Annotated in this window: 22 protein-coding genes; 19 read left to right on the forward strand and 3 right to left on the reverse strand. The window is 56.6% G+C overall.

Annotation, left to right across the window (positions count from 1 at the left end; genetic code table 11):
- Window positions 1-2: 2 nt before the first annotated feature.
- Window positions 3-1,187, reverse strand: a complete 1,185-nt coding sequence (locus tag AACY26_RS08285) for an MFS transporter (RefSeq protein WP_339512851.1) — start codon at window positions 1,185-1,187, stop codon at window positions 3-5.
- 211 nt (window positions 1,188-1,398) lie between these two features.
- Here AACY26_RS08285 and AACY26_RS08290 point away from each other — a divergent pair, with 211 nt between their 5' ends.
- The 10 genes from AACY26_RS08290 (at window position 1,399) to lpcA (ending at window position 10,299) form a co-directional block, all read left to right on the forward strand.
- Window positions 1,399-1,566, forward strand: a complete 168-nt coding sequence (locus AACY26_RS08290; RefSeq protein ID WP_339512853.1) for a periplasmic nitrate reductase, NapE protein — start codon at window positions 1,399-1,401, stop codon at window positions 1,564-1,566.
- Window positions 1,567-1,614: 48 nt separating this feature from the next.
- The gene (locus AACY26_RS08295; RefSeq protein WP_339512855.1) at window positions 1,615-1,881 is read left to right on the forward strand and encodes a chaperone NapD; all 267 of its coding nucleotides are present in this window, start codon (window positions 1,615-1,617) and stop codon (window positions 1,879-1,881) included.
- On the forward strand, window positions 1,872-4,376 hold the full coding sequence (gene napA, locus AACY26_RS08300; protein WP_339512857.1) for a nitrate reductase catalytic subunit NapA: 2,505 nt from the start codon (window positions 1,872-1,874) through the stop codon (window positions 4,374-4,376). Before AACY26_RS08295 ends, napA begins: the two co-directional genes overlap by 10 nt.
- Before the next feature lie 11 nt (window positions 4,377-4,387).
- Window positions 4,388-4,876, forward strand: a complete 489-nt coding sequence (locus tag AACY26_RS08305; protein WP_339512859.1) for a nitrate reductase cytochrome c-type subunit — start codon at window positions 4,388-4,390, stop codon at window positions 4,874-4,876.
- A 9-nt stretch (window positions 4,877-4,885) separates the two neighbouring features.
- Window positions 4,886-5,482, forward strand: coding sequence for a cytochrome c3 family protein (locus AACY26_RS08310; protein WP_339512861.1), 597 nt, complete (start codon window positions 4,886-4,888; stop codon window positions 5,480-5,482).
- A 112-nt stretch (window positions 5,483-5,594) separates the two neighbouring features.
- A complete protein-coding gene (locus tag AACY26_RS08315; protein ID WP_339512863.1) occupies window positions 5,595-6,437 on the forward strand; it encodes an EamA family transporter in 843 nt (280 codons plus the stop codon).
- 87 nt (window positions 6,438-6,524) lie between these two features.
- Complete coding sequence (locus AACY26_RS08320; RefSeq protein ID WP_339512865.1) at window positions 6,525-7,529, forward strand: alpha/beta hydrolase; 1,005 nt, start codon at window positions 6,525-6,527, stop codon at window positions 7,527-7,529.
- A gap of 92 nt (window positions 7,530-7,621) precedes the next feature.
- The gene (locus tag AACY26_RS08325) at window positions 7,622-8,350 is read left to right on the forward strand and encodes a 4'-phosphopantetheinyl transferase family protein (protein ID WP_339512867.1); all 729 of its coding nucleotides are present in this window, start codon (window positions 7,622-7,624) and stop codon (window positions 8,348-8,350) included.
- Between the two features lie 64 nt (window positions 8,351-8,414).
- Entirely contained in the window at window positions 8,415-9,704 is a 1,290-nt protein-coding gene (locus AACY26_RS08330) for a M18 family aminopeptidase (protein ID WP_339512869.1), read from the forward strand.
- Window positions 9,705-9,711: 7 nt separating this feature from the next.
- Entirely contained in the window at window positions 9,712-10,299 is a 588-nt protein-coding gene (lpcA, locus tag AACY26_RS08335) for a D-sedoheptulose 7-phosphate isomerase (RefSeq protein ID WP_339512871.1), read from the forward strand.
- 151 nt (window positions 10,300-10,450) lie between these two features.
- Here lpcA and AACY26_RS08340 read toward each other — a convergent pair whose 3' ends face one another.
- Window positions 10,451-11,167, reverse strand: coding sequence for a UTRA domain-containing protein (locus tag AACY26_RS08340; protein WP_339512873.1), 717 nt, complete (start codon window positions 11,165-11,167; stop codon window positions 10,451-10,453).
- A gap of 326 nt (window positions 11,168-11,493) precedes the next feature.
- On the opposite strand from AACY26_RS08340, the gene AACY26_RS08345 reads away from it, so the two are divergent.
- The 8 genes from AACY26_RS08345 to AACY26_RS08380 all read left to right on the forward strand — a co-directional run bounded on the left by AACY26_RS08345 (window position 11,494) and on the right by AACY26_RS08380 (window position 17,786).
- The gene (locus tag AACY26_RS08345; RefSeq protein ID WP_339512875.1) at window positions 11,494-12,552 is read left to right on the forward strand and encodes an ABC transporter substrate-binding protein; all 1,059 of its coding nucleotides are present in this window, start codon (window positions 11,494-11,496) and stop codon (window positions 12,550-12,552) included.
- Between the two features lie 91 nt (window positions 12,553-12,643).
- Complete coding sequence (locus AACY26_RS08350) at window positions 12,644-13,450, forward strand: alkaline phosphatase family protein (RefSeq protein WP_339512877.1); 807 nt, start codon at window positions 12,644-12,646, stop codon at window positions 13,448-13,450.
- Window positions 13,447-14,301: an ABC transporter permease gene (locus AACY26_RS08355; protein ID WP_339512879.1), complete on the forward strand. Its 855-nt coding sequence runs from the start codon at window positions 13,447-13,449 to the stop codon at window positions 14,299-14,301. Before AACY26_RS08350 ends, AACY26_RS08355 begins: the two co-directional genes overlap by 4 nt.
- Window positions 14,288-15,088 (forward strand): ABC transporter permease, encoded by an 801-nt coding sequence (locus tag AACY26_RS08360; protein WP_339512881.1) that lies wholly within the window; start codon window positions 14,288-14,290, stop codon window positions 15,086-15,088. Before AACY26_RS08355 ends, AACY26_RS08360 begins: the two co-directional genes overlap by 14 nt.
- Window positions 15,085-16,074 (forward strand): ABC transporter ATP-binding protein, encoded by a 990-nt coding sequence (locus tag AACY26_RS08365; protein ID WP_339512883.1) that lies wholly within the window; start codon window positions 15,085-15,087, stop codon window positions 16,072-16,074. The genes AACY26_RS08360 and AACY26_RS08365 overlap by 4 nt, the downstream gene beginning before the upstream one ends.
- Window positions 16,074-16,727, forward strand: coding sequence for an HAD family hydrolase (locus AACY26_RS08370; RefSeq protein WP_339512885.1), 654 nt, complete (start codon window positions 16,074-16,076; stop codon window positions 16,725-16,727). Before AACY26_RS08365 ends, AACY26_RS08370 begins: the two co-directional genes overlap by 1 nt.
- Before the next feature lie 260 nt (window positions 16,728-16,987).
- Window positions 16,988-17,431, forward strand: coding sequence for a peptide-methionine (R)-S-oxide reductase MsrB (gene msrB, locus AACY26_RS08375; protein WP_339512887.1), 444 nt, complete (start codon window positions 16,988-16,990; stop codon window positions 17,429-17,431).
- Between the two features lie 73 nt (window positions 17,432-17,504).
- Complete coding sequence (locus AACY26_RS08380; protein ID WP_339512889.1) at window positions 17,505-17,786, forward strand: DUF427 domain-containing protein; 282 nt, start codon at window positions 17,505-17,507, stop codon at window positions 17,784-17,786.
- A 28-nt stretch (window positions 17,787-17,814) separates the two neighbouring features.
- Here AACY26_RS08380 and AACY26_RS08385 read toward each other — a convergent pair whose 3' ends face one another.
- Window positions 17,815-18,213 carry a nuclear transport factor 2 family protein gene (locus AACY26_RS08385; RefSeq protein WP_339512891.1) on the reverse strand — a complete coding sequence of 133 codons (399 nt, stop codon included), beginning with the start codon at window positions 18,211-18,213 and terminating at the stop codon, window positions 17,815-17,817.
- A 189-nt stretch (window positions 18,214-18,402) separates the two neighbouring features.
- Between AACY26_RS08385 and AACY26_RS08390 the strand changes: the two genes are divergently transcribed.
- A complete protein-coding gene (locus AACY26_RS08390; RefSeq protein ID WP_339512893.1) occupies window positions 18,403-19,590 on the forward strand; it encodes an ABC transporter substrate-binding protein in 1,188 nt (395 codons plus the stop codon).
- The last annotated feature ends 31 nt before the right edge of the window (window positions 19,591-19,621 follow it).

Consider the following 19,621-nt stretch of genomic DNA (forward strand, 5'->3'; position numbering starts at 1 on the left):
GCCTACAACCGTCGAGCACGCCACGCCGCGACCATGAACAATCCTGCCAGCACACCTAGCAATGCCAACCAACCCGCGTGTTCCCAAACATAGCCGCCAACGTAACCGACCACGCTTGAGCCCAGGTAATAAGCGCAGAGGTACAGTGCCGATGCTTGGGCCTTGGCACCTTTTGCCCGCTGCCCTACCTGGCCGCTGGCAACCGCATGGGCGGCAAAAAAACCGAGGGTGAATAACCCAAGACCAATCACCACGGCCACCAGCCAAGGCGTGGCGCATAAGCCGACGCCGATCAGCATGATCACAATGCCGCCCTGCATGACCTGGCGCGACCCCAAGCGCGGTACCAACCTGCCCGCCCAGCCCGCGCTGAAAATACCCACCAGATAGACGGTGAACAGCAGGCCAATCACAGTCGATGACAGGTTGAACGGCGCCGCCGCCAAACGGAAACCCACATAGTTGAACATGGCGACAAAGCCGCCCATCAGCAAGAATCCCATGCCGAACAACAGGCGAAGTTCTGGGTTGGCTAGATGCAACCGGAAGTTACCCAAAAGCCCCTTGAGCGATAAGGACTGCGCTTGAAAATGCCGCGATGCGGGCAACAGCCAGATAAACAAGCCAAGCCCCAGCACACCGAGGCAGCCAATCCCAGCCAAAGCCAAATGCCAGCCGCCAATATCACTGAGAAAACCGGCAAGCAAGCGCCCCAGCAAGCCACCCAGAGCGGTGCCGCCGATATACAGGCCCATGGCTGCTGGCAGGGCTTTGGGATCGAACTCCTCGCCAACATAGGCCATCGCCAAGGCCGGCAGACCACTGAGCGCCAAGCCAAGCAAGGCGCGTAAAATCAGTAAATGATCCCAATCGCTGACAAATGCACAGGCAATTCCAAACAAGCTGGCCAACCCTAACGCAACAGCCATCACTGGCTTGCGCCCCCAGCTTTCGGCAAGCGCGCCACTGACCAGCAAACAGACGGCAAGACTCAGCGTGGTCAGCGACAACGCCAAGCTGCTGGCCGCGGCGGACACACTGAAAGAGCTGGCCAATAAAGGCAGCAAGGGTTGCACGCAATAGAGCAAGGCAAAGGTCGAAAAGCCCGCGCAAAATAATGCAAAAGTGGCTCGTTTATAGGCACTGGTGCCTTGTTGCAGATGGCTGGCAAGAGTTGTATCGGACATTTCGCTGCTCACAAAGAACGGCCCCTGACTGGCCGCAGATAAATGTTAGCATGCTATCTACATCAACTGCTGCTCTAGACGGGTCGATGACAAACTAAAAGTTTCTCACTCGCATTTATCCCTACCATTTATCAGGTTATTGACCTGGATCAGCCCGCTCTTTTCAAGCAAGTCTAGACTTTTGCTCACACCTCTTGAGGAGTGAGCCTGTATGCATCAGCCAACTGATGACCAAGGCAGCAAGGGCAAGGAAACCCGACTTTTTCTCTTTCTTGTCATCTGCCTTTTCCCGGCCCTAGCAGTCGCTATTGTTGGCGGTTACGGATTTTTCATCTGGTTTATGCAGATGCTTCTTGGGCCGCCCGGCCCACCTTCCTAAGCGTGTCTCACTCAAAACGGTTACAGGCTCAATCTGGAGCAACGTGACATGGATGAATCCCTGCATATCGCCAGTTTGTTGGTACACGCACGCCCCGAATTATTTGCCGCGGTCAAAGCCAACTTGCGCTTGCTACCTGACCTTGAACTGCATCAAGAAAGCCCTGTCGGCAAGCTTGTGGTCGTGATTGAGGCGACCAATGAACAGCAAATACTCCAGCGCATCGATCAAATCAGCAACATTCCCGGCGTCTTGAATGCCGCTCTGGTTTATCACGAACTCCTCGCCAGCGAAGGAGAAACACCATGGACCTGACACGTCGTCAGTTTGCCAAAGCACAGGCCGCCGCCATAGCAGCCGCCGCAGCAGGCCTGCCAATTATTACCACGGCCTCGAACCTGATCACTGAATCTGACATGACCACCCTGAACTGGAACAAGGCGCCCTGCCGCTTTTGCGGTACCGGTTGCAGTGTGATGGTGGCGACGCGCGACAACCAGGTCGTGGCCACCCATGGTGATGTGAAAGCCGAGGTCAATCGCGGTCTCAACTGCGTTAAAGGCTACTTCTTGTCAAAGATCATGTACGGCACCGACCGCCTGACCCAGCCGATGCTGCGCATGAAAGACGGCCAGTTCGACAAGCAAGGCGAGTTCCAGCCAATCAGCTGGGAACAAGCCTTCGACATCATGGAAACCAAGGTCAAGCAAGCACTCAAATCTGACGGCCCCACTGCGCTCGGCATGTTTGGTTCAGGCCAATGGACCGTCTGGGAAGGCTACGCCGCCAACAAGTTGATGAAGGCCGGTTTTCGCAGCAACAACATCGACCCCAACGCGCGCCACTGCATGGCTTCAGCGGTCATGGGCTTCATGCGCACCTTTGGCATGGATGAACCCATGGGTTGCTATGACGACATTGAAGCCACCGATGCCTTTGTACTTTGGGGTTCAAACATGGCGGAGATGCACCCCATCTTGTGGAGTCGCCTGACTGACCGGCGCTTGAGCTACCCTCACGTAAAAGTGGCTGTGCTTTCGACCTTTGAGCACCGCAGTTTCGAGCTGGCTGATATCCCCATGGTATTCACGCCGCAGACTGACTTGCTGATTCTTAACTACATCGCCAATCACATCATTCAGTCTGGCGCAGTGAACAAGGACTTTGTCGGCAAGCACACCCGTTTCGCCAAAGGCGCCGAAGATATCGGTTACGGCCTGCGCCCGGATAACCCACTGGAGATGCAAGCCAAGAACGCCGACAAGGCCAACACCTGGGACGATATATCGTTCGAGCAATACGCCGAGTTCGTCAAACCCTACACCCTTGAACGTGCGGCCAAAGAAAGTGGCGTGCCAGCTGAGCGACTGCAGCAGTTGGCCGAGTTGTACGCCGACCCAAAACGCAAGGTGGTGTCATTCTGGACCATGGGTTTTAACCAGCACACCCGTGGCGTCTGGGCCAACAACATGGTGTACAACATTCACTTGCTGACCGGAAAGATCAGCGAACCGGGCAACAGCCCGTTCTCGCTTACCGGCCAGCCATCGGCCTGTGGCACCGCGCGCGAGGTCGGGACCTTCTCGCACCGTTTGCCAGCGGACCTGGTCGTCACCAATCCCAAGCACCGTGAGACCGCCGAGAAAATCTGGAAGCTTCCTGCCGGGACCATTCAGGAAAAACCAGGCTTTCATGCGGTGCAGCAGAGCCGCATGCTCAAAGACTCGGTACTCAAGGTGTACTGGACCATGGCCAGCAACAACATGCAGGCCGGGCCCAACATCATGCAGGAAGTCCTGCCGGGCTGGCGCAATCCTGATGTATTCGTGATTGTGTCAGACCCCTACCCGACCGTATCAGCCCAAGCCGCCGACCTGATATTGCCGACCGCCATGTGGGTCGAGAAAGAAGGCGCATACGGCAACGCCGAACGCCGCACCCAGTTCTGGCATCAACTTGTCAGCCCGCCGGGTGATGCGAAGTCGGATCTGTGGCAACTGATGGAGTTTTCCAAGCGCTTCAAGACCGAAGATGTCTGGCCTGAAGACCTGTTGGCCAAAAAGCCGGAATTGAAAGGCAAGTCGCTGTTCGAGGTGCTCTACAAAAATGGCCATGTCGACCAGTTCCCCAACGAGCAGCTCGCAGAAGGCTATCTCAACGATGAGGCCAAGGCGTTTGGCTTCTATGTGCAAAAAGGCCTGTTTGAAGAATACGCCGCCTTTGGCCGTGGCCATGGCCATGACCTCGCCCCCTTTGACGACTATCACAACGCACGTGGCCTGCGCTGGCCGGTGGTGGACGGCAAGGAAACACTCTGGCGCTACCGCGAAGGGTCAGACCCCTATGTCGAAAAAGGCAGCGAAGTGCAGTTCTATGGCAACGCCGATAAAAAGGCCATCATCTTCGCCCTGCCTTACGAGCCGCCAGCAGAGTCACCGGATGAGGAATACCCATTCTGGCTCTGCACCGGCCGCGTGCTTGAACACTGGCACACCGGCTCCATGACCCAGCGTGTGCCGGAGTTGCACAAAGCCGTGCCAGACGCAGTGGTCTACATGCACCCAGATGATGCAAAAGCAATGAAGGCCCGGCGCGGTAGCGAAGTCAAGGTCATCAGCCGCCGTGGCGAAACCCGCGCCCGCATCGAAACCCGCGGACGCAACCAACCACCGCAAGGCCTGGTGTTCGTGCCCTTCTTTGATGCTCGAAAACTGATCAATAAAGTCACGCTGGATGCCACCGACCCGATCTCCAAACAAACCGACTACAAAAAATGTGCGGTGAAGATCGAACTGGTCAATTTGGCCTGAGGAATGCAGCCATGAGCTATCGCCTACTGCCACTTTTGTTGCTCGCCGTCTTTGGTATTGCCGTCGCCAGCGACATCAACTATCCACTCGATGCGCCTGCGCCAGACGGTCGCCGGCCGGGTGGCACTTTGAGCCAGGATCTTGCCGCACCCAAGCTCAGCAGCACTGAAAACAAGGACATCAAGCGCGAGCGTAACTACCCCGAGCAACCGCCAACGATCCCGCACAGCATTCGTGGCTATCACCTGGATAAAAACAGCAACAAGTGCCTGTCATGTCACAGCCGTGCCAACAGCGCCATAACCCAGGCGCCGATGATCAGCATCACCCATTACATGGATCGGGACGGCCAGGCCTTGGCAGCCGTATCGCCTCGGCGCTACTTCTGCAACCAATGCCATGTTACCCAGAAAGACGCACCGCCTCTGGTCGGCAACAGCTTCAAGGACATCGACACAGTGCTGAAGCAAGCAACCTCAACCACCAACAAGAATCCCTGAGGAGGCGCCATGAAATCTTTGTTCGCCTGGCTCAAGGATTACTGGCGCACACTGCGCCGCCCCAGCCTGCATTTCAGCTTGGGGTTTCTAACCCTTGGCGGCTTTATTGCGGGAATCATTTTCTGGGGTGGTTTCAACACCGCGCTGGAAGTGACCAACACCGAGCAGTTTTGTACTTCGTGCCACGAGATGCGTGACAACGTATTCGCTGAACTCAAGACCACCATTCACTACAGCAACCGTTCAGGGGTGCGCGCCACCTGTCCTGACTGTCACGTGCCGCACAAGTGGACAGACAAGATCGCCCGCAAGATGCAGGCATCCAAAGAGGTATGGGGCAAGATTTTCGGCACCATCAACACCCGGGATAAATTTCTCGCCCACCGCCGCGAGCTTGCCGAGCATGAGTGGAAGCGGCTCAAAGCCAATGATTCGCTGGAATGCCGCAACTGCCACAACTTCGACTTCATGGATTTCACCAAGCAAAGCAAGCGCGCGGCCAAGATGCACTCCACATCCCTGGCTAACGGAGAAGCCACCTGTATTGACTGCCACAAGGGTATTGCCCACCAGTTACCCAGCATGAGCGGAGTACCGGGTTGGTAAATTGACAAACGACAGGCGTACACTCTGGCGTTGCCTGTACGCCTGTCTCCATATGAGGATTGCAGGCACACCGAGCAAGTAACGCAATGGGTTGTGATAAGGATAGAGGCGCTTGGATAGCAGCATTTTCTTCGCTGTACTGGCCGCAGCCATGCTGCATGCGGGCTGGAATGCCCTGATCAAGATTGGTCTGGATCGTTACCTGAGTGTATGCCTGATCCAGATCGGCGCCGGGATTGCCGCCACCTGCGCACTGCCATTCCTGGCCCTGCCCGAAACAGCTGCCTGGCCGTGGATCATCCTCTCGGCACTGCTGCATATCGGTTACAACGGTTTTCTCGCCCATGCCTATAAATACGGCGACCTGAGCCAGGTCTACCCCTTGTCGCGGGGCAGCTCACCGCTGATCGTTGCCTTGATCGGCGTCGCCCTGCTTCACGAAACCTTGAGTTGGGGACAAATCAGTGGGCTGCTTATCTTGGTCACCGGCATCTGGCTGATGGCGCTGCGCACCCAGAAAGACAGCCCGTTCAATACCCCATTGCTCCTGACCGCACTCACCACCGCCAGCTTTATTGCTGCCTACACACTTACAGACGCAGTGGGCGCACGGGTCAATGGCGATGCGCTGTCTTACGCTATGTGGCTGTTTGCAACCAATGGACTGGTAACCCTGTTGGTCCTCGTAGCGATGCGAGGCACCGCAGTTTTAGGCAAGCTGGGCCAGCACTGGAAAGGTGGTTTGAGCGGCGGAGTCATGTCGCTTATTGCCTACAGCATTGTCATCTGGGCCATGACGCTAGCCCCGGTTGCCGTGGTGTCTGCGCTGCGTGAGAGCAGCGTATTGTTTGCCCTGTTGATCGGCCGCCTGGTCCTCAAGGAATCGTTACCACTACTCAGAATCCTGTCTTGCATGGTGATCTTGCTCGGCGTTGTGACCCTCAAGCTCGCATGATGCCAAGCGGCTGGACGCAGCCCTGACAACCTCCTAATCTGAGTCTGTGCGCTTGAACGCCAAGGGCACAATCCAGGAGGATTCACGATGAGCGATTTCGTCGTCAGCGCACGCCGCATCAGGCAAGGAGCCTTTATTGCCGAGCCTGGCCCTTCCCGATTCCTGATCCTCGATGCCCCGCAACTGCCCGCGCCCGAACAGGGGCGTACCGGCGTCACATGGATCAATGCCTGGCTGCAGCAAATGCTGGCTGAAGCGGTCTGGGGTGTGGATGAGCGCACAGGCGCAAACCGCGGCGACATCTTGATCTTCGTCCACGGCTACAACAATAGTCCCGCCGAACTAATGGCGCGCCACCGCCAGCTCAAGTCTGACCTGCACGCCGTTGGCTGGAAAGGCGCGGTGGTGTCCTTTGATTGGCCATGCGACAACAAAGCAGCCGGTTACCTTGAAGACCGCCACGACGCCAAACAAAGCGCAATGCAACTGGTCACCGATCTGATCTCGCTGCTAGCGGCCAGGCAAACCCCGGATTGTGCAATCAACACCCATATCCTGGCGCACTCCATGGGCGCCTATGTGGTGCGTGAAGCCTTTGATGACGCAGACGATGCCCGCCTCGAAAACAACAGCTGGATGATCAGCCAACTCTGTTTCATTGGCGCGGACATCTCAGCGCAATCGCTCAACGAAGGCAACGCCACAACCGATTCGCTTTACCGCCACTGCATGCGCCTGACCAATTACTTCAGCCTTGGCGACAGCGTACTCAAGCTCAGTAATGTCAAGCGAGCAGGCGTTGCCCCTCGCGCCGGTCGTATTGGCTTGCCCATGCTTGCACCGCGTACCAGCGCCAATGTTGACTGCACGCTTTACCATCAGGCACTGCTGCAAAGCACAGCCCTGCAAGCGGCCGATCAACCGAGTGGCTTTCATGGCAATCAAAGCCATTCGTGGTTCTTCGGCAACCGGGTCTTTACCCTTGATGTGTTCGAAACCCTCAAGGGCGACCTGGATCGCAGCATCTTGCCGACCCGCAGCCCAAGCCTGACCGAGCGCAGCTTCAACCTGATTCGTCCAGCCGGCACCTAGCTTGCGCCCCTGCACCAAACAATGGATCTGTATCAGCACCATTTGCAGCAGCCTGTCTAGATCGGGCGCTGCACACAGGGCACAATGCTTAGATGAATAAAGACTACCTACCGAATTGCTGCACGCCCTTGACTGCGTGTTGGCCTTTACCCTTGCCAATGGCGGGTACGCAGCTAATCAGCACGCGATTTGACCCGGAGTTATTTGAGCCATCGGCCTTTGAACGCTGTGCAATCGCTCCCGTGCGCGGTGTTGCTAAGCGCCAAACCGAATACCTTGCCGGGCGCCTTTGCGCACGTGAAGCCCTGCGTCAGGTTACCGGTGTCGCGGGGGTGCCAGCCGTTGGCGAGGATCGCTCTCCAGTCTGGCCGTTGGATGTCTGCGGATCGATCTCACACGGCAATGGCCTGGCTGCGGCGATCGTGGCCGAGCGTAGCGATTGGCGTGGGCTTGGCCTGGACATAGAGCAGCCTCTGGAGACGCAGCGCGCAGCGCGCCTGGCCAGTGAAATCCTGACCCCGCGCGAGATGCACCGGATAGCCAAAGCCAGCGCAGAGGAACAAGCCTGGTGGGTCAGCCTGACCTTCTCGCTTAAAGAAAGCTTGTTCAAGGCGCTGTACCCACTGGTTTTGACTCGGTTTTACTTTGAAGATGCCGAGCTGCTCGAATGCGACGACGGCGCACAAGGCCAGGCGCGCCTGCGTCTGCTGGTTGATTTGAATCAGCACTGGCCCGCCGGCAGTGAAGTCAACGGACAATTCTGCATGCTCGAAAACCAGTTGTTGAGCGTGGTTTATGTCCCACGACTATCAACCCGCTAGCGTCAGTTAATCCCTTCTCGCGCGCAAATCCGATAAACTCTGGCAATTGCTGTCAGGAGTACCTATGCGCGACGAACTGAATCAAGGCTTGATCGACTTTCTAAAAGCATCGCCAACGCCCTTCCATGCTACTTCCAATCTTGCGCTTCGCTTAGAAGCAGCGGGCTTTCAGCGTTTGGACGAGCGCGATACCTGGCACACCGAAGCAGGTGGCCAGTACTACGTCACTCGCAACGACTCCGCCATCATTGCCTTTAAAGTGGGCAAGCGGCCACTGACCGAAGCGGGTATTCGCCTGGTCGGCGCCCATACCGACAGCCCATGTTTGCGCGTCAAACCGCACCCTGAGCTGCAGCGCCATGGTTTTTTCCAACTTGGCGTAGAGATTTATGGTGGTGCACTGCTTGCGCCCTGGTTTGACCGCGACCTGTCCCTGGCTGGCCGGGTGACCTTCCGCCGCGACGGTAAGGTTGAAAGCCAGCTGATCAACTTCGAACTGCCAATCGCCGTGATCCCCAACCTGGCTATTCACCTGAACCGCGAAGCCAACAGCGGTTGGGAGATCAACAAGCAAACCGAGATGCCACCTATATTGGCGCAGGTAGCGGGCACTGAGCCGGTTGATTTCCGTGCCCTGCTGGCCAATCAACTGGCCCTTGAGCACAGCTTGAATGCCGATGCGGTACTGGATTACGAACTGAGCTTCTACGATACCCAGCCAGCGGCGGTAATCGGCCTCAACCGCGACTTCATCGCCGGTGCGCGCCTGGACAACCTGCTTTCGTGCTACGCCGGATTGCAAGCGCTGCTCAGCGCCGGTGAAGCCGAAACCTGCGTACTGGTCTGCACCGATCACGAAGAAATTGGCTCCAGCTCAGCCTGTGGCGCCGACGGCCCGATGCTCGAACAAGTCTTGCGCCGGGTCATCCCCCAGGATCAGGACTTCGTGCGCACTATCCAGCGTTCGCTACTGGTATCGGCTGACAATGCCCACGGTATCCACCCGAACTATCCAGACAAACATGATGAGAATCACGGGCCAAAGCTTAACGCCGGTCCAGTGATCAAGATCAACAGCAACCAGCGCTATGCGACCAACAGCGAAACGGCGGGCTTTTTCCGGCACCTGTGCCTGGAAAATGAAGTACCGGTGCAAAGTTTTGTGGTGCGCAGCGACATGGCCTGCGGTTCGACCATAGGTCCGATCACCGCAAGCCAACTGGGTGTTCGTACCGTTGATATCGGCTTGCCAACCTTTGCCATGCACTCAATCCGCGAGCTTGCCGGCAGCCATGACCTGGCTCACCTGGTCAAGGTCCTGAGTGCGTTCTACAGCAGCCCAGAGCTGCCTTGAGGCCCCTATGATCGAGCACATTCGCAACAGCCTGCTGGAAGCGCAACGCGCGCTGGACAACTTCATCAATAACGAACAGACCCTGCAAAAGATTGAAAGTGCAGCGCAAATGCTGGTCGAGAGCTTTGAGCAAAAGGGCAAGGTTTTCTCGTGCGGCAACGGCGGCTCGATGTGCGACGCCATGCACTTCGCCGAAGAGCTGACGGGGCGATATCGTGGCAACAGGCCCGGTATCGCTGCAGTTTCAATCAGCGATGCCAGCCACATCAGCTGCGTGGCCAACGACTTCGGTTACGAGTACATCTTCTCGCGCTACATCGAGTCGCACGGTCGTGAGGGCGATGTATTGCTGGCATTCAGCACCAGCGGCAAAAGCCCCAACGTGCTTAACGCGGTGGCAGCGGCGAAACAGCTCGGGGTCAAGGTTATCGGCCTGACCGGCAAGCCCGGCTCCAAGCTCGAAGAGCTGGCGGATATCTGCATTTGCGCCCCTGGCGGCAACTACGCCGACCGCGTTCAGGAGCTGCATATCAAGGTCGTGCATATCCTGATCGAGCTGATCGAGCGTAAGCTCAACCCTGAAAACTACGCATGATGCAGGGCGTGACAAGGCGCAGCCTGTCCGCCAACACTCGACAAATCAACTCACTATCCGCAGCGACAATGGTGGGTGAAAAAACGCCACCCACCCTACAAAGCAGACCGTAGGGTGCGACAACGCGAAGCTTGTCCACCAGACCCGGCAATTAATCCGGCACTTCGACGCTGACGTGAATGGCATCATGGCGCCAGTATTCGAGATCACAATCGATCAGGCGATCATGCTGGTCGCGATTAACCCGGGTAATGCGCAACGCCGGACTGCCCACCGCCACTTTTAGACTGCTTGCAGCCTCGGCATGCAACGCCGTGGGCATCATGTCAAACCGCACCCGCCCGTAGCGAATCTGATATTGCTTGGCATAGAGCTCGGTGAGCGACCGCGTCAGGTCATATTCGAGGATCGCCGGGAAATACAGTGGGTTCAAGTAATGCTCGACATAGAGCACCAGGCGTCCATCAATACGCCGCGCACGGCGTATCTGAAACACGCTGGTCAAGGCTGGCAGATCGAGAATCTGACAGATTTCCGCATTCGCCGGAATCAGTCGGGCACTGAGCACTTCGGTGGCAGGCTCGCGTCCCTGCTCAGCAACCATTGCATGAAAATGGCTGCGCACCAGCGGGTTGTAGGCTACACGCGCAGGAGATACAAACCAGCCTCGGCGCTCTTCCCGGTACACCAGCCCTTGCGCCTCCAACTGCCCCAGCGCCTCGCGCAAGGTGATGCGCGTGGTATCAAATAGCTCACTCAACTTGCGCTCAGCAGGCAGCTTGTTACCGGATGCGAGCAAGCCATGCTCTATCTGCTCTTGCAGCGCTCGACAAATAGTCGTGACCGCGCGCGGCGTGACCTCACGCATCAAGTTGATCCTCCTGGACTAGTCCAGCCCTATTAAGGGGCATGAAATACAGCATTTCAGTTGCATATCTATTGCAGCAAGCCTAGGCAGTCTAGATGACCGCTAGATGACAGGCCGAATGCAAGCAGCTCCCATGCCAGTTGGCTGGGTAAATATGACTCATTAAAACAGCCACTTATCTATGGTCTACGCTTGAAGAGCAGTACGCCGCCAGAGCGTATTAACAATTAGCGGTAGCGCAGGACATAAAACTGTCATTTATTGCGCCTAAATTGGCTCGGGTATTGCTGATCTAGACCAACACTTAATCTGCAAGGGAGTTTCAAATGAAACAACTGCTGCTAGCTACATTGATGGGTTCGGCCATCGCCATGGCAACACAGGCAATGGCTGCGGATACAGATGTCAAAGCACTCGAGCAAGCTGCTCGCGCCGAAGGCCAAGTGAATAGCGTCGGCATGCCTGACAGCTGGGCCAACTGGAAAGACACCTGGGCGGACCTGAATAAAAATTACGGCCTCAAGCACCTCGACACCGACATGAGCTCGGCGCAGGAAATCGCCAAGTTCGCCGCGGAGAAAGACAACGCCACTGCCGACATCGGCGACGTTGGTGCTGCGTTCGGTCCTATTGCCGTGCAGCAAGGGGTCACCCAAGCCTACAAACCAACGACTTGGGAGCAGATTCCAGACTGGGCCAAGGATAAAGATGGCCATTGGATGCTCGCCTACACCGGCTCAATCGCATTTATCGTCAACAAACAGCTGGTCAAAGATGTACCTAAAAGCTGGGCTGACCTGAAAAACGGCAAGTACAAAGTTGCGATTGGCGATGTCAGCGCTGCTGCACAAGCAGTAAACGGTGTGCTGGCCGCCGCTATCGCCAACGGCGGTGACGAGAAGAACATTCAACCGGGCCTGGACTTCTTTGGTGCAATCGCCGAACAAGGTCGCCTGTCGCTCTCTAACCCGACCATCCAAACCCTGGAGAAAGGTGAAGTTGAAGTCGGCGTGGTCTGGGATTTCAATGGCCTGAGCTACCGCGACCAGATCGATCCTAGCCGCTTTGAAGTGCTGATTCCGTCTGACGGCTCGGTGATTTCTGGCTACACCACCATCATCAACAAATACGCCAAGCACCCCAACGCGGCCAAACTGGCGCGTGAATATATTCTCAGCGACGCAGGCCAGATCAACCTGGCCAAGGGTAATGCACGGCCGATTCGTGCTGACCACCTGAAACTGCCAGCTGAGGTTCAGGCCAAACTACTGCCTAACGAACAGTACGCAAATGTGAAGCCAATCAAAGATGCCGCGGCCTGGGAGGCAACCTCCAAGGCGCTGCCACAACTGTGGCAAGAAAACGTCATCATCAATATGGAATAAGCCGTTGCAACAGGCTTAACCAAGAGGGAGACAATCTGGACTGTCTCCCTCTGTCCATTTACAACTCCCCAGTTTTTGCAGTGAGTCGACTATGAAACACAATGTCATCCTGGTGATTCTGGATGGCCTGAACTTTGAGGTCGCCCAACATGCCATGGGCCATCTGCAGGCCTACTGTGGTGCAGGTCGCGCCAGGCTGTATAAGCTCGAATGCGAGTTACCATCGCTGTCACGCCCGCTTTATGAATGCATCATGACTGGCGTTGCCCCCATCGACAGCGGCATCGTGCATAACGATGTGGTGCGCCTGAGCAACCAGCGCAGCATCTTTCATTACGCCCGTGACGCGGGCCTGAGCACTGCGGCTGCGGCGTATCACTGGATGAGCGAATTGTATAACCGTGCGCCCTTCGTAGCCGCACGAGACCGCCATACCAATGACGCCACGCTTGCGATTCAGCACGGCCACTTCTACTACGTCGATCACTACCCGGACTCGCATGTATTTGATGATGCCGAGCATTTACGCGCAGATCACAAGCCCAACTTCCTGCTGGTCCATCCCATGAATATCGATGATGCGGGTCACAAGCATGGGCTCGACTCAGCGCAGTATCGCAACAGCGCCAGACGCGCTGACTTGTTTCTTGCCGAATACCTGCAGCGCTGGCTGGATGACGGCTACCAGGTCCTGGTTACGGCTGATCACGGCATGAACAACGACCGCTCGCACAACGGCTTGCTTGCCGAAGAACGTGAAGTTCCCTTATTTGTACTCGGCGACGCGTTCAGCCTGGATGCGCAGGCCGCGCCCAGGCAAACCGAACTGTGCGGCACCATTTGCCAGTTGCTCGGCGCCGCCCATGACAAACCACTGTGCAAGGAACTGCTTAAGTGAGTGCTCTCAAACCAAGCCTTTCGCGGAGCAAGTGGCTGGCTGCCCTGTGGCTTGTGCCATTTGCGCTGTTTTTCTTCGCCTTCCAGATCGCCCCGCTGATCTGGATTACGCTCAACAGCGTGAACGTGGATGGCAGTTGGAGTTTGGCCAACTTCGAGAAAATCTTCTCCTCCAAGTTCTATCTGCAAGCCATCAAGCACAGCTTGCAGGTCGGTTTCTGGTCCAGCCTGTTCGGCATCATCATCGCCATCATCGGCAGCTACTCGCTGCATCAGGTTGATTCAAAGTTGCGCGATTTCGTCATGGCATTCTCCAACATGACCAGCAACTTCGCCGGGGTGCCCTTGGCGTTCGCCTTTATCATCCTGCTCGGCTTCAATGGCGCGATCACCCTGCTGCTCAAGCAGATTGGCTGGATTGACGACTTCAACCTGTACTCCAAAACCGGGCTGATCGTGCTTTACACCTATTTCCAGATTCCGCTTGGCGTCATGCTGTTGTATCCGGCGTTCGATGCCTTGCGCGAAGACTGGCGCGAGTCGGCGGCCCTGCTCGGCGCCAACACCTGGGATTTCTGGCGCCATATCGGCTTGCCGGTACTGACCCCGGCGCTGCTCGGCACCTTTGTGATTTTGCTGGCGAACGCCTTGGGCGCCTATGCCACGGTGTATTACCTGACGACAGGTAACTTCAACATTATGCCGATTCGCATCGCCGGCCTGGTTTCTGGCGATATCTCGCTCAATCCGAACCTGGCCAGTGCCTTGTCGATGGTGCTGCTCGGGCTTATGGCGCTGATTACCATCGTTCATCAACTGCTGCTGAAGAGGAGCTACCATGTCGCGCGTTGATAACCAGACCGTCGGCATCCTCTATCATCGCGTGGTGGTTTGGCTGCTGTTTTTAATCTTGCTGTTGCCCCTGGCCGGCACCTTGTTGTATTCGTTGTCGACCAGTTGGTCGGCAACCATTCTGCCTGACGGCCTGACCTTCAAGTGGTACGTCGAATTGTGGGGCGAACCGCGCTTTCTCAGGGCCTTTGGCCAGTCGCTGCTGATCTGCTTTTCGGCGTTATTTCTGGCTTCGGTACTGATTCTGCCACTGCTGTTTGTGGTCCATTATTACTTCCCCAAGCTCGATGGGCTGATGAACATCCTTATTCTGCTGCCCTTCGCCATGCCACCGGTGGTGTCATCGGTCGGCTTGCTGCAAGTTTATGGCTCAGGGCCTGTGCAGTTGGTCGGCACGCCCTGGATCCTGATTGGCTGCTACTTCACCATCGCCCTGCCCTTCATGTATCGCGCGATCACCAATAACCTGCATGCGATCAACTTGCCGGACCTGATGGATGCCGCCCACCTGCTTGGCGCCAGCACCTGGAAAGCCGCCTTTCTGGTGGTGTTGCCAAACCTGCGCAAGGGCCTCATGGTGTCGCTGTTTCTGTCGTTCTCGTTCCTGTTTGGCGAGTTTGTGTTCGCCAATATGCTGGTCGGTACACGCTACGAAACCTTGCAGGTCTACCTCAACAACATGCGTAACAGCAGCGGTCACTTCAACAGTGCGCTGGTGATTTCCTATTTCTTCTTTGTGTTGATTTTCACCTGGGCAGCCAACCGCCTGAACAAGGACAAGTCATGAGTTATCTGAGCATTCAGGGCCTGAACAAAAGCTACGGCAGCACGCAAATTTTCAGCGACATCAATTGCGAAATCGGCCAAGGCGAATTCATTACGCTGCTCGGCCCATCGGGTTGCGGCAAATCGACCTTGCTGCGCTGCATTGCAGGCCTGACCACGGTCAATGGCGGGCAAATCCTGCTCGACGGCGAAGACCTGGTCCCCGTGACCCCGCAAAAGCGCGGCATCGGCATGGTGTTCCAGAGTTACGCCCTGTTTCCCAACATGAGCGTCGAGCAAAACGTCGCCTTTGGCCTGCGCATGCAAAAGGCGGATAAAGCGCAAAGCCAGGCGCGGGTAAAAGAAGCCTTGCAGATGGTTGAACTCAGCGATTTCGCCAATCGCTACCCGCATCAACTGTCAGGCGGCCAGTGCCAACGTGTGGCGCTGGCACGTTCGTTGGTGACCCGGCCACGCCTGCTTTTGCTGGATGAACCCCTGTCGGCGCTCGACGCACGCATACGCCGACACTTGCGCGAGCAAATCCGCGAGATTCAGCAGGAGCTAGGCCTGACGACGATTTTCGTCACCCACGACCAGGAGGAAGCGCTGGTCATGAGTGACCGCATCTTCCTGATGAACGCAGGCAAGATTGTCCAGAGCGGCAATGCTGAAACCCTGTACACCGAACCGGTTGATGCCTTCGCCGCAGGCTTTATCGGCAACTACAACCTGCTTGATGCGGAAACAGCCAGTCGTCTGCTCGACCGCCCGATCAGCACGCGCGTGGCCATTCGCCCGGAAGCCATTGCGATCAGCGCCGATGGCGAAATTGAAGGCCTGATCCGCAGCCATAGCCTGCTCGGCAATGTTATTCGCTACCGTGTCGAGGCGCGTGGCGTCGAACTGCTGGTCGATGTGCTCAACCGCAACGAGAGCGACCTGCATGGCAAAGGCCAACGCATCGTCCTGAGCATTGATAACCAAGCCGTGCGCGAGGTGGCATGATGACCCTGGCGATCTTTGACCTTGATGACACCTTGATCGACGGCGACTGTGCCAGCTTGTGGAGCGCCGAAATGGCCAAGATTGGCTGGGTCGACGCTGAGAGTTTCATGGCACGCGACCACGAACTGATGAAGCTTTACGCCCAAGGCCAATTGGCCATGGAAGACTACATGGCGTTCAGCCTCGCACCGCTTGTAGGCCGAACCCCGGAAGAAGTCGCCTTTATCGTCGAGCCCTTTGTCGAGGATGTGATCGAACCGGTCTTACACAGCGATGCAACACGCTGCCTGGCCACTCACCGCAAAGCCGGAGATCGCATTGTGATTATCTCCGCCTCAGCGCATTTCTTGGTCAGCGCCATTGCCCAACGCCTGGGCATTGAAGACGTACTGGCGATAGATCTGGAAATCCAGCACGGCTGCTACAGCGGCCGTACCCAAGGCGTTTTGACCTATCGCGAAGGTAAGGTCACGCGCCTTCAGCACTGGCTGTCCGAAAACAATGAATCCCTTGAGGGCGCCTTCTTCTATTCGGACTCACGCAACGACTTGCCCTTGCTCAAACAAGTCGACAATCCGCGGGTGGTAAACCCAGACTCACAACTGCGTGAGCATGCAGAACAGGCTGGCTGGCCAATTCTCAACTGGCACTGAGGCTCCTTAGTCGCCTGGCCCGTACTTGCTGGGCGACCGCTTTTTCTTCCAGCATTAAGCCCGTCGCGGCCAAACCCGGCTTTTGTAACACTTAGCCTGTTCGCAAGTCTCTAAATAGGTAATCGCTCGACGGTCCGCTGCTCGGGCTCGTGGTTTGGGTATTGTGTATATCCGGCCTCGCCCCCCAAAAGTGATACAAAGAGCGACTACCTGCGCTGCCCCAGAAGGCTGCACAATCGATATTTAGCTAGGAGCCTTAGATGCATAACTGGAACGATGTTATTTCTCGAGCCGCCCACGGCAATCCAGCGCCTGAGCGCAAAGTCGTCAAGACTGAAGAAGAGTGGCGCGCCCAACTCGATGCTGAACAATACCGGGTCACTCGCCAAGCCGGTACCGAACGGCCCCACAGCTCGCCAATGTGCAGCCTGTTTGAACCAGGCGTCTATGGTTGTGTGTGTTGCGGTACGCCCCTGTTTGATGGGAGCAACAAGTACGAGTCGCACAGCGGCTGGCCATCATTCACGCAGCCGATCAAGGACAACGTAGTTGCCTATCACACCGACTCAAGCCACGGCATGTCCCGTATCGAGAACACCTGCAATGTGTGTGGCGCGCATTTGGGCCACGTATTCCCGGATGGTCCGGAGCCGACTGGCTTGCGCTTCTGCATGAACGCAGTCGCCTTGAAAAAGCTCGACTAGAACGACGTGCAATGATCAGAGATTGCGTGGCGCGATAACGCTCCACGCTTTGTCATTTGGTGAGGAACAGCACATGAAAGCAATCTGGAACGACCGCATAATCGCCCAGTCAGATGCAACTGTGGTGGTCGAAGGCAATCATTACTTTCCAGCTGACTCCATCGTCAGCGAGTATTTCAAGCCCAGCGACTACAGCAGCCATTGCCCATGGAAAGGCCAGGCGCACTACTACAGCCTGGAAGTCGAGGGTAAGCGCAACCCCGATGCCGCCTGGTATTACCCGCAGCCCAAGGAAGAAGCAGCCAAGATTCGTGACTATGTGGCATTTTGGAAGGGTGTGGTCGTAAGCGATTAAACAGTATTGGCTCACGACCAGTCACCAATCAGGCCTTCGCCACCTCTGGCGCCAGTATCCACTCGGCGCTGTCATTCCAGACATCCATCCGGGTGATCTTGCCATCGCGCACTTCAAAGCGATCCAGATAGCGATTGCCACTGAAACTGCGCCCATCGGGCCATTCGCCGTACAGGGTGCCGTTGGAGTACACCACCGTGTGGTCGCCACGATCTGTCCAGTCAAACTGGCCCAGCGCTTTCTTCACCCAGTTATAGCGTGCGGCATTGAAGGCCGTGATCTCCTTTGCGCTTGGCATGACCCGCCCGCCGGTAAAGGTGATGCGGACATCGGCTGACATATAGGTCGCTGCCTTAACCGGATCAGGCGCCATTGAAGCGTCTAGAAAGTCACTGACAATTTGTACTGCCGGGTTGTCGTGCTGCATGGTCGCTAACTCCGAATCCATAAACATTGAAATGATTAAATTGGCGCATTGCTCTGGTGCAAGCCGCCCAAATGCTGTGCGTAAAGCTCAAGCATGTGCGCCACAAGCCCCGTAAATACTGGGGTTTCATATGTGGCACCCAGTTTGCTAGCAAACTTCATACAAATGCTAGCAATCTGGAGAAATAACATGCAAAAAATACTCTCTCCCCTCGCCAAGCTACTGCCTCGCGCAGTGGCCGTAGCAACCCTGGGCTTGGTGACACTCAACAGCGCCCATGCCGCAGAGCCCATCAAGGTGGGTTTGGTTGCAGCGCTTTCCGGGCAATCGGCAAAGTCAGGTGAAGCACTGACCCGTGGCTTGACAGTAGCCATTGACGAAATCAACGCCGCAGGCGGGATTCTCGGCCGCCCGGTCGAGTTAATCCGCCGCGACGATGAAAGCAACCCGGCCAAGGGCATGCTGGCAGCCCGCGAACTGATCCAGCGCGAGCAAGTTGCCGTGCTGTTCGGCGGCCTCGACACCCCGGTTTCCCTGGCCATAGTGCCCCTGGCCAACCAACTCAAGGCGCCTTTCATGGGCATCTGGGCGGCGGGAACCAAAATCACTGAAAACGGCGCTAAAGATAACTATGTGTTTCGTGTATCAGCCGTTGATGAACTGGTCGACGAAGCCTTGGTTGAGTATGGCGTCACTAAAAAAGGCATGCACAAACCCGGCATGATCCTGATTAACAATCCGTGGGGCGAGTCGAATGAAATCGGCTTCAAGCACGCATTGGATAAACGCGGCATGCAAGCGGCAGGCATCGAGCGTATTGAAGGCAGCGACCTAGACGTTGTGCCACAGCTGACCCGCTTGAAAAATGCCGGCGCCGACAGCCTGTTGATGGTCGGCAACGTGGGGCCATCGGCGCAGGTGGTCAAGTCTCTTGATCGCATGGGCTGGGATGTCCCTATTGTTTCGCACTGGGGTCCAGCGGGGGGACGTTTTGGCGAGTTGGCAGGGCCGAATGCCAGCAAGGTTCACTTCATCCAGACCTATGTATTTACCGACAACAACAGCGCCAAGGGCGACTCGGTGCTGGCAGCATTGAAAAAGCGCTACCCCGAAATCAAGACCCTGGCGGATGTCACCCCAGCCGTAGGCATTGCCAACGCCTACGACGCCATGTTCCTGGCCTCGCTTGCCATTGAGAAAGCAGGCAGCACCAAAGGTACAGAGGTGCGCGATGGCTTTTACGCGATCAATGAATACAGCGGCCTGATCAAGGATTACAAGCAGCCATTCACCCCAACCAAGCACGATGCCTTGGGCCCGAATGACTATGTGTTTACCCACTTCGTAAACGACCAGATCGTTCCGATAGCACCTTAAACGCAGCTGTGAGCGGCCCTGCGTGCAGGGC

The sequence above is a fragment of the Pseudomonas sp. RL_15y_Pfl2_60 genome (genome assembly GCF_963970595.1).
Classification (GTDB): domain Bacteria; phylum Pseudomonadota; class Gammaproteobacteria; order Pseudomonadales; family Pseudomonadaceae; genus Aquipseudomonas.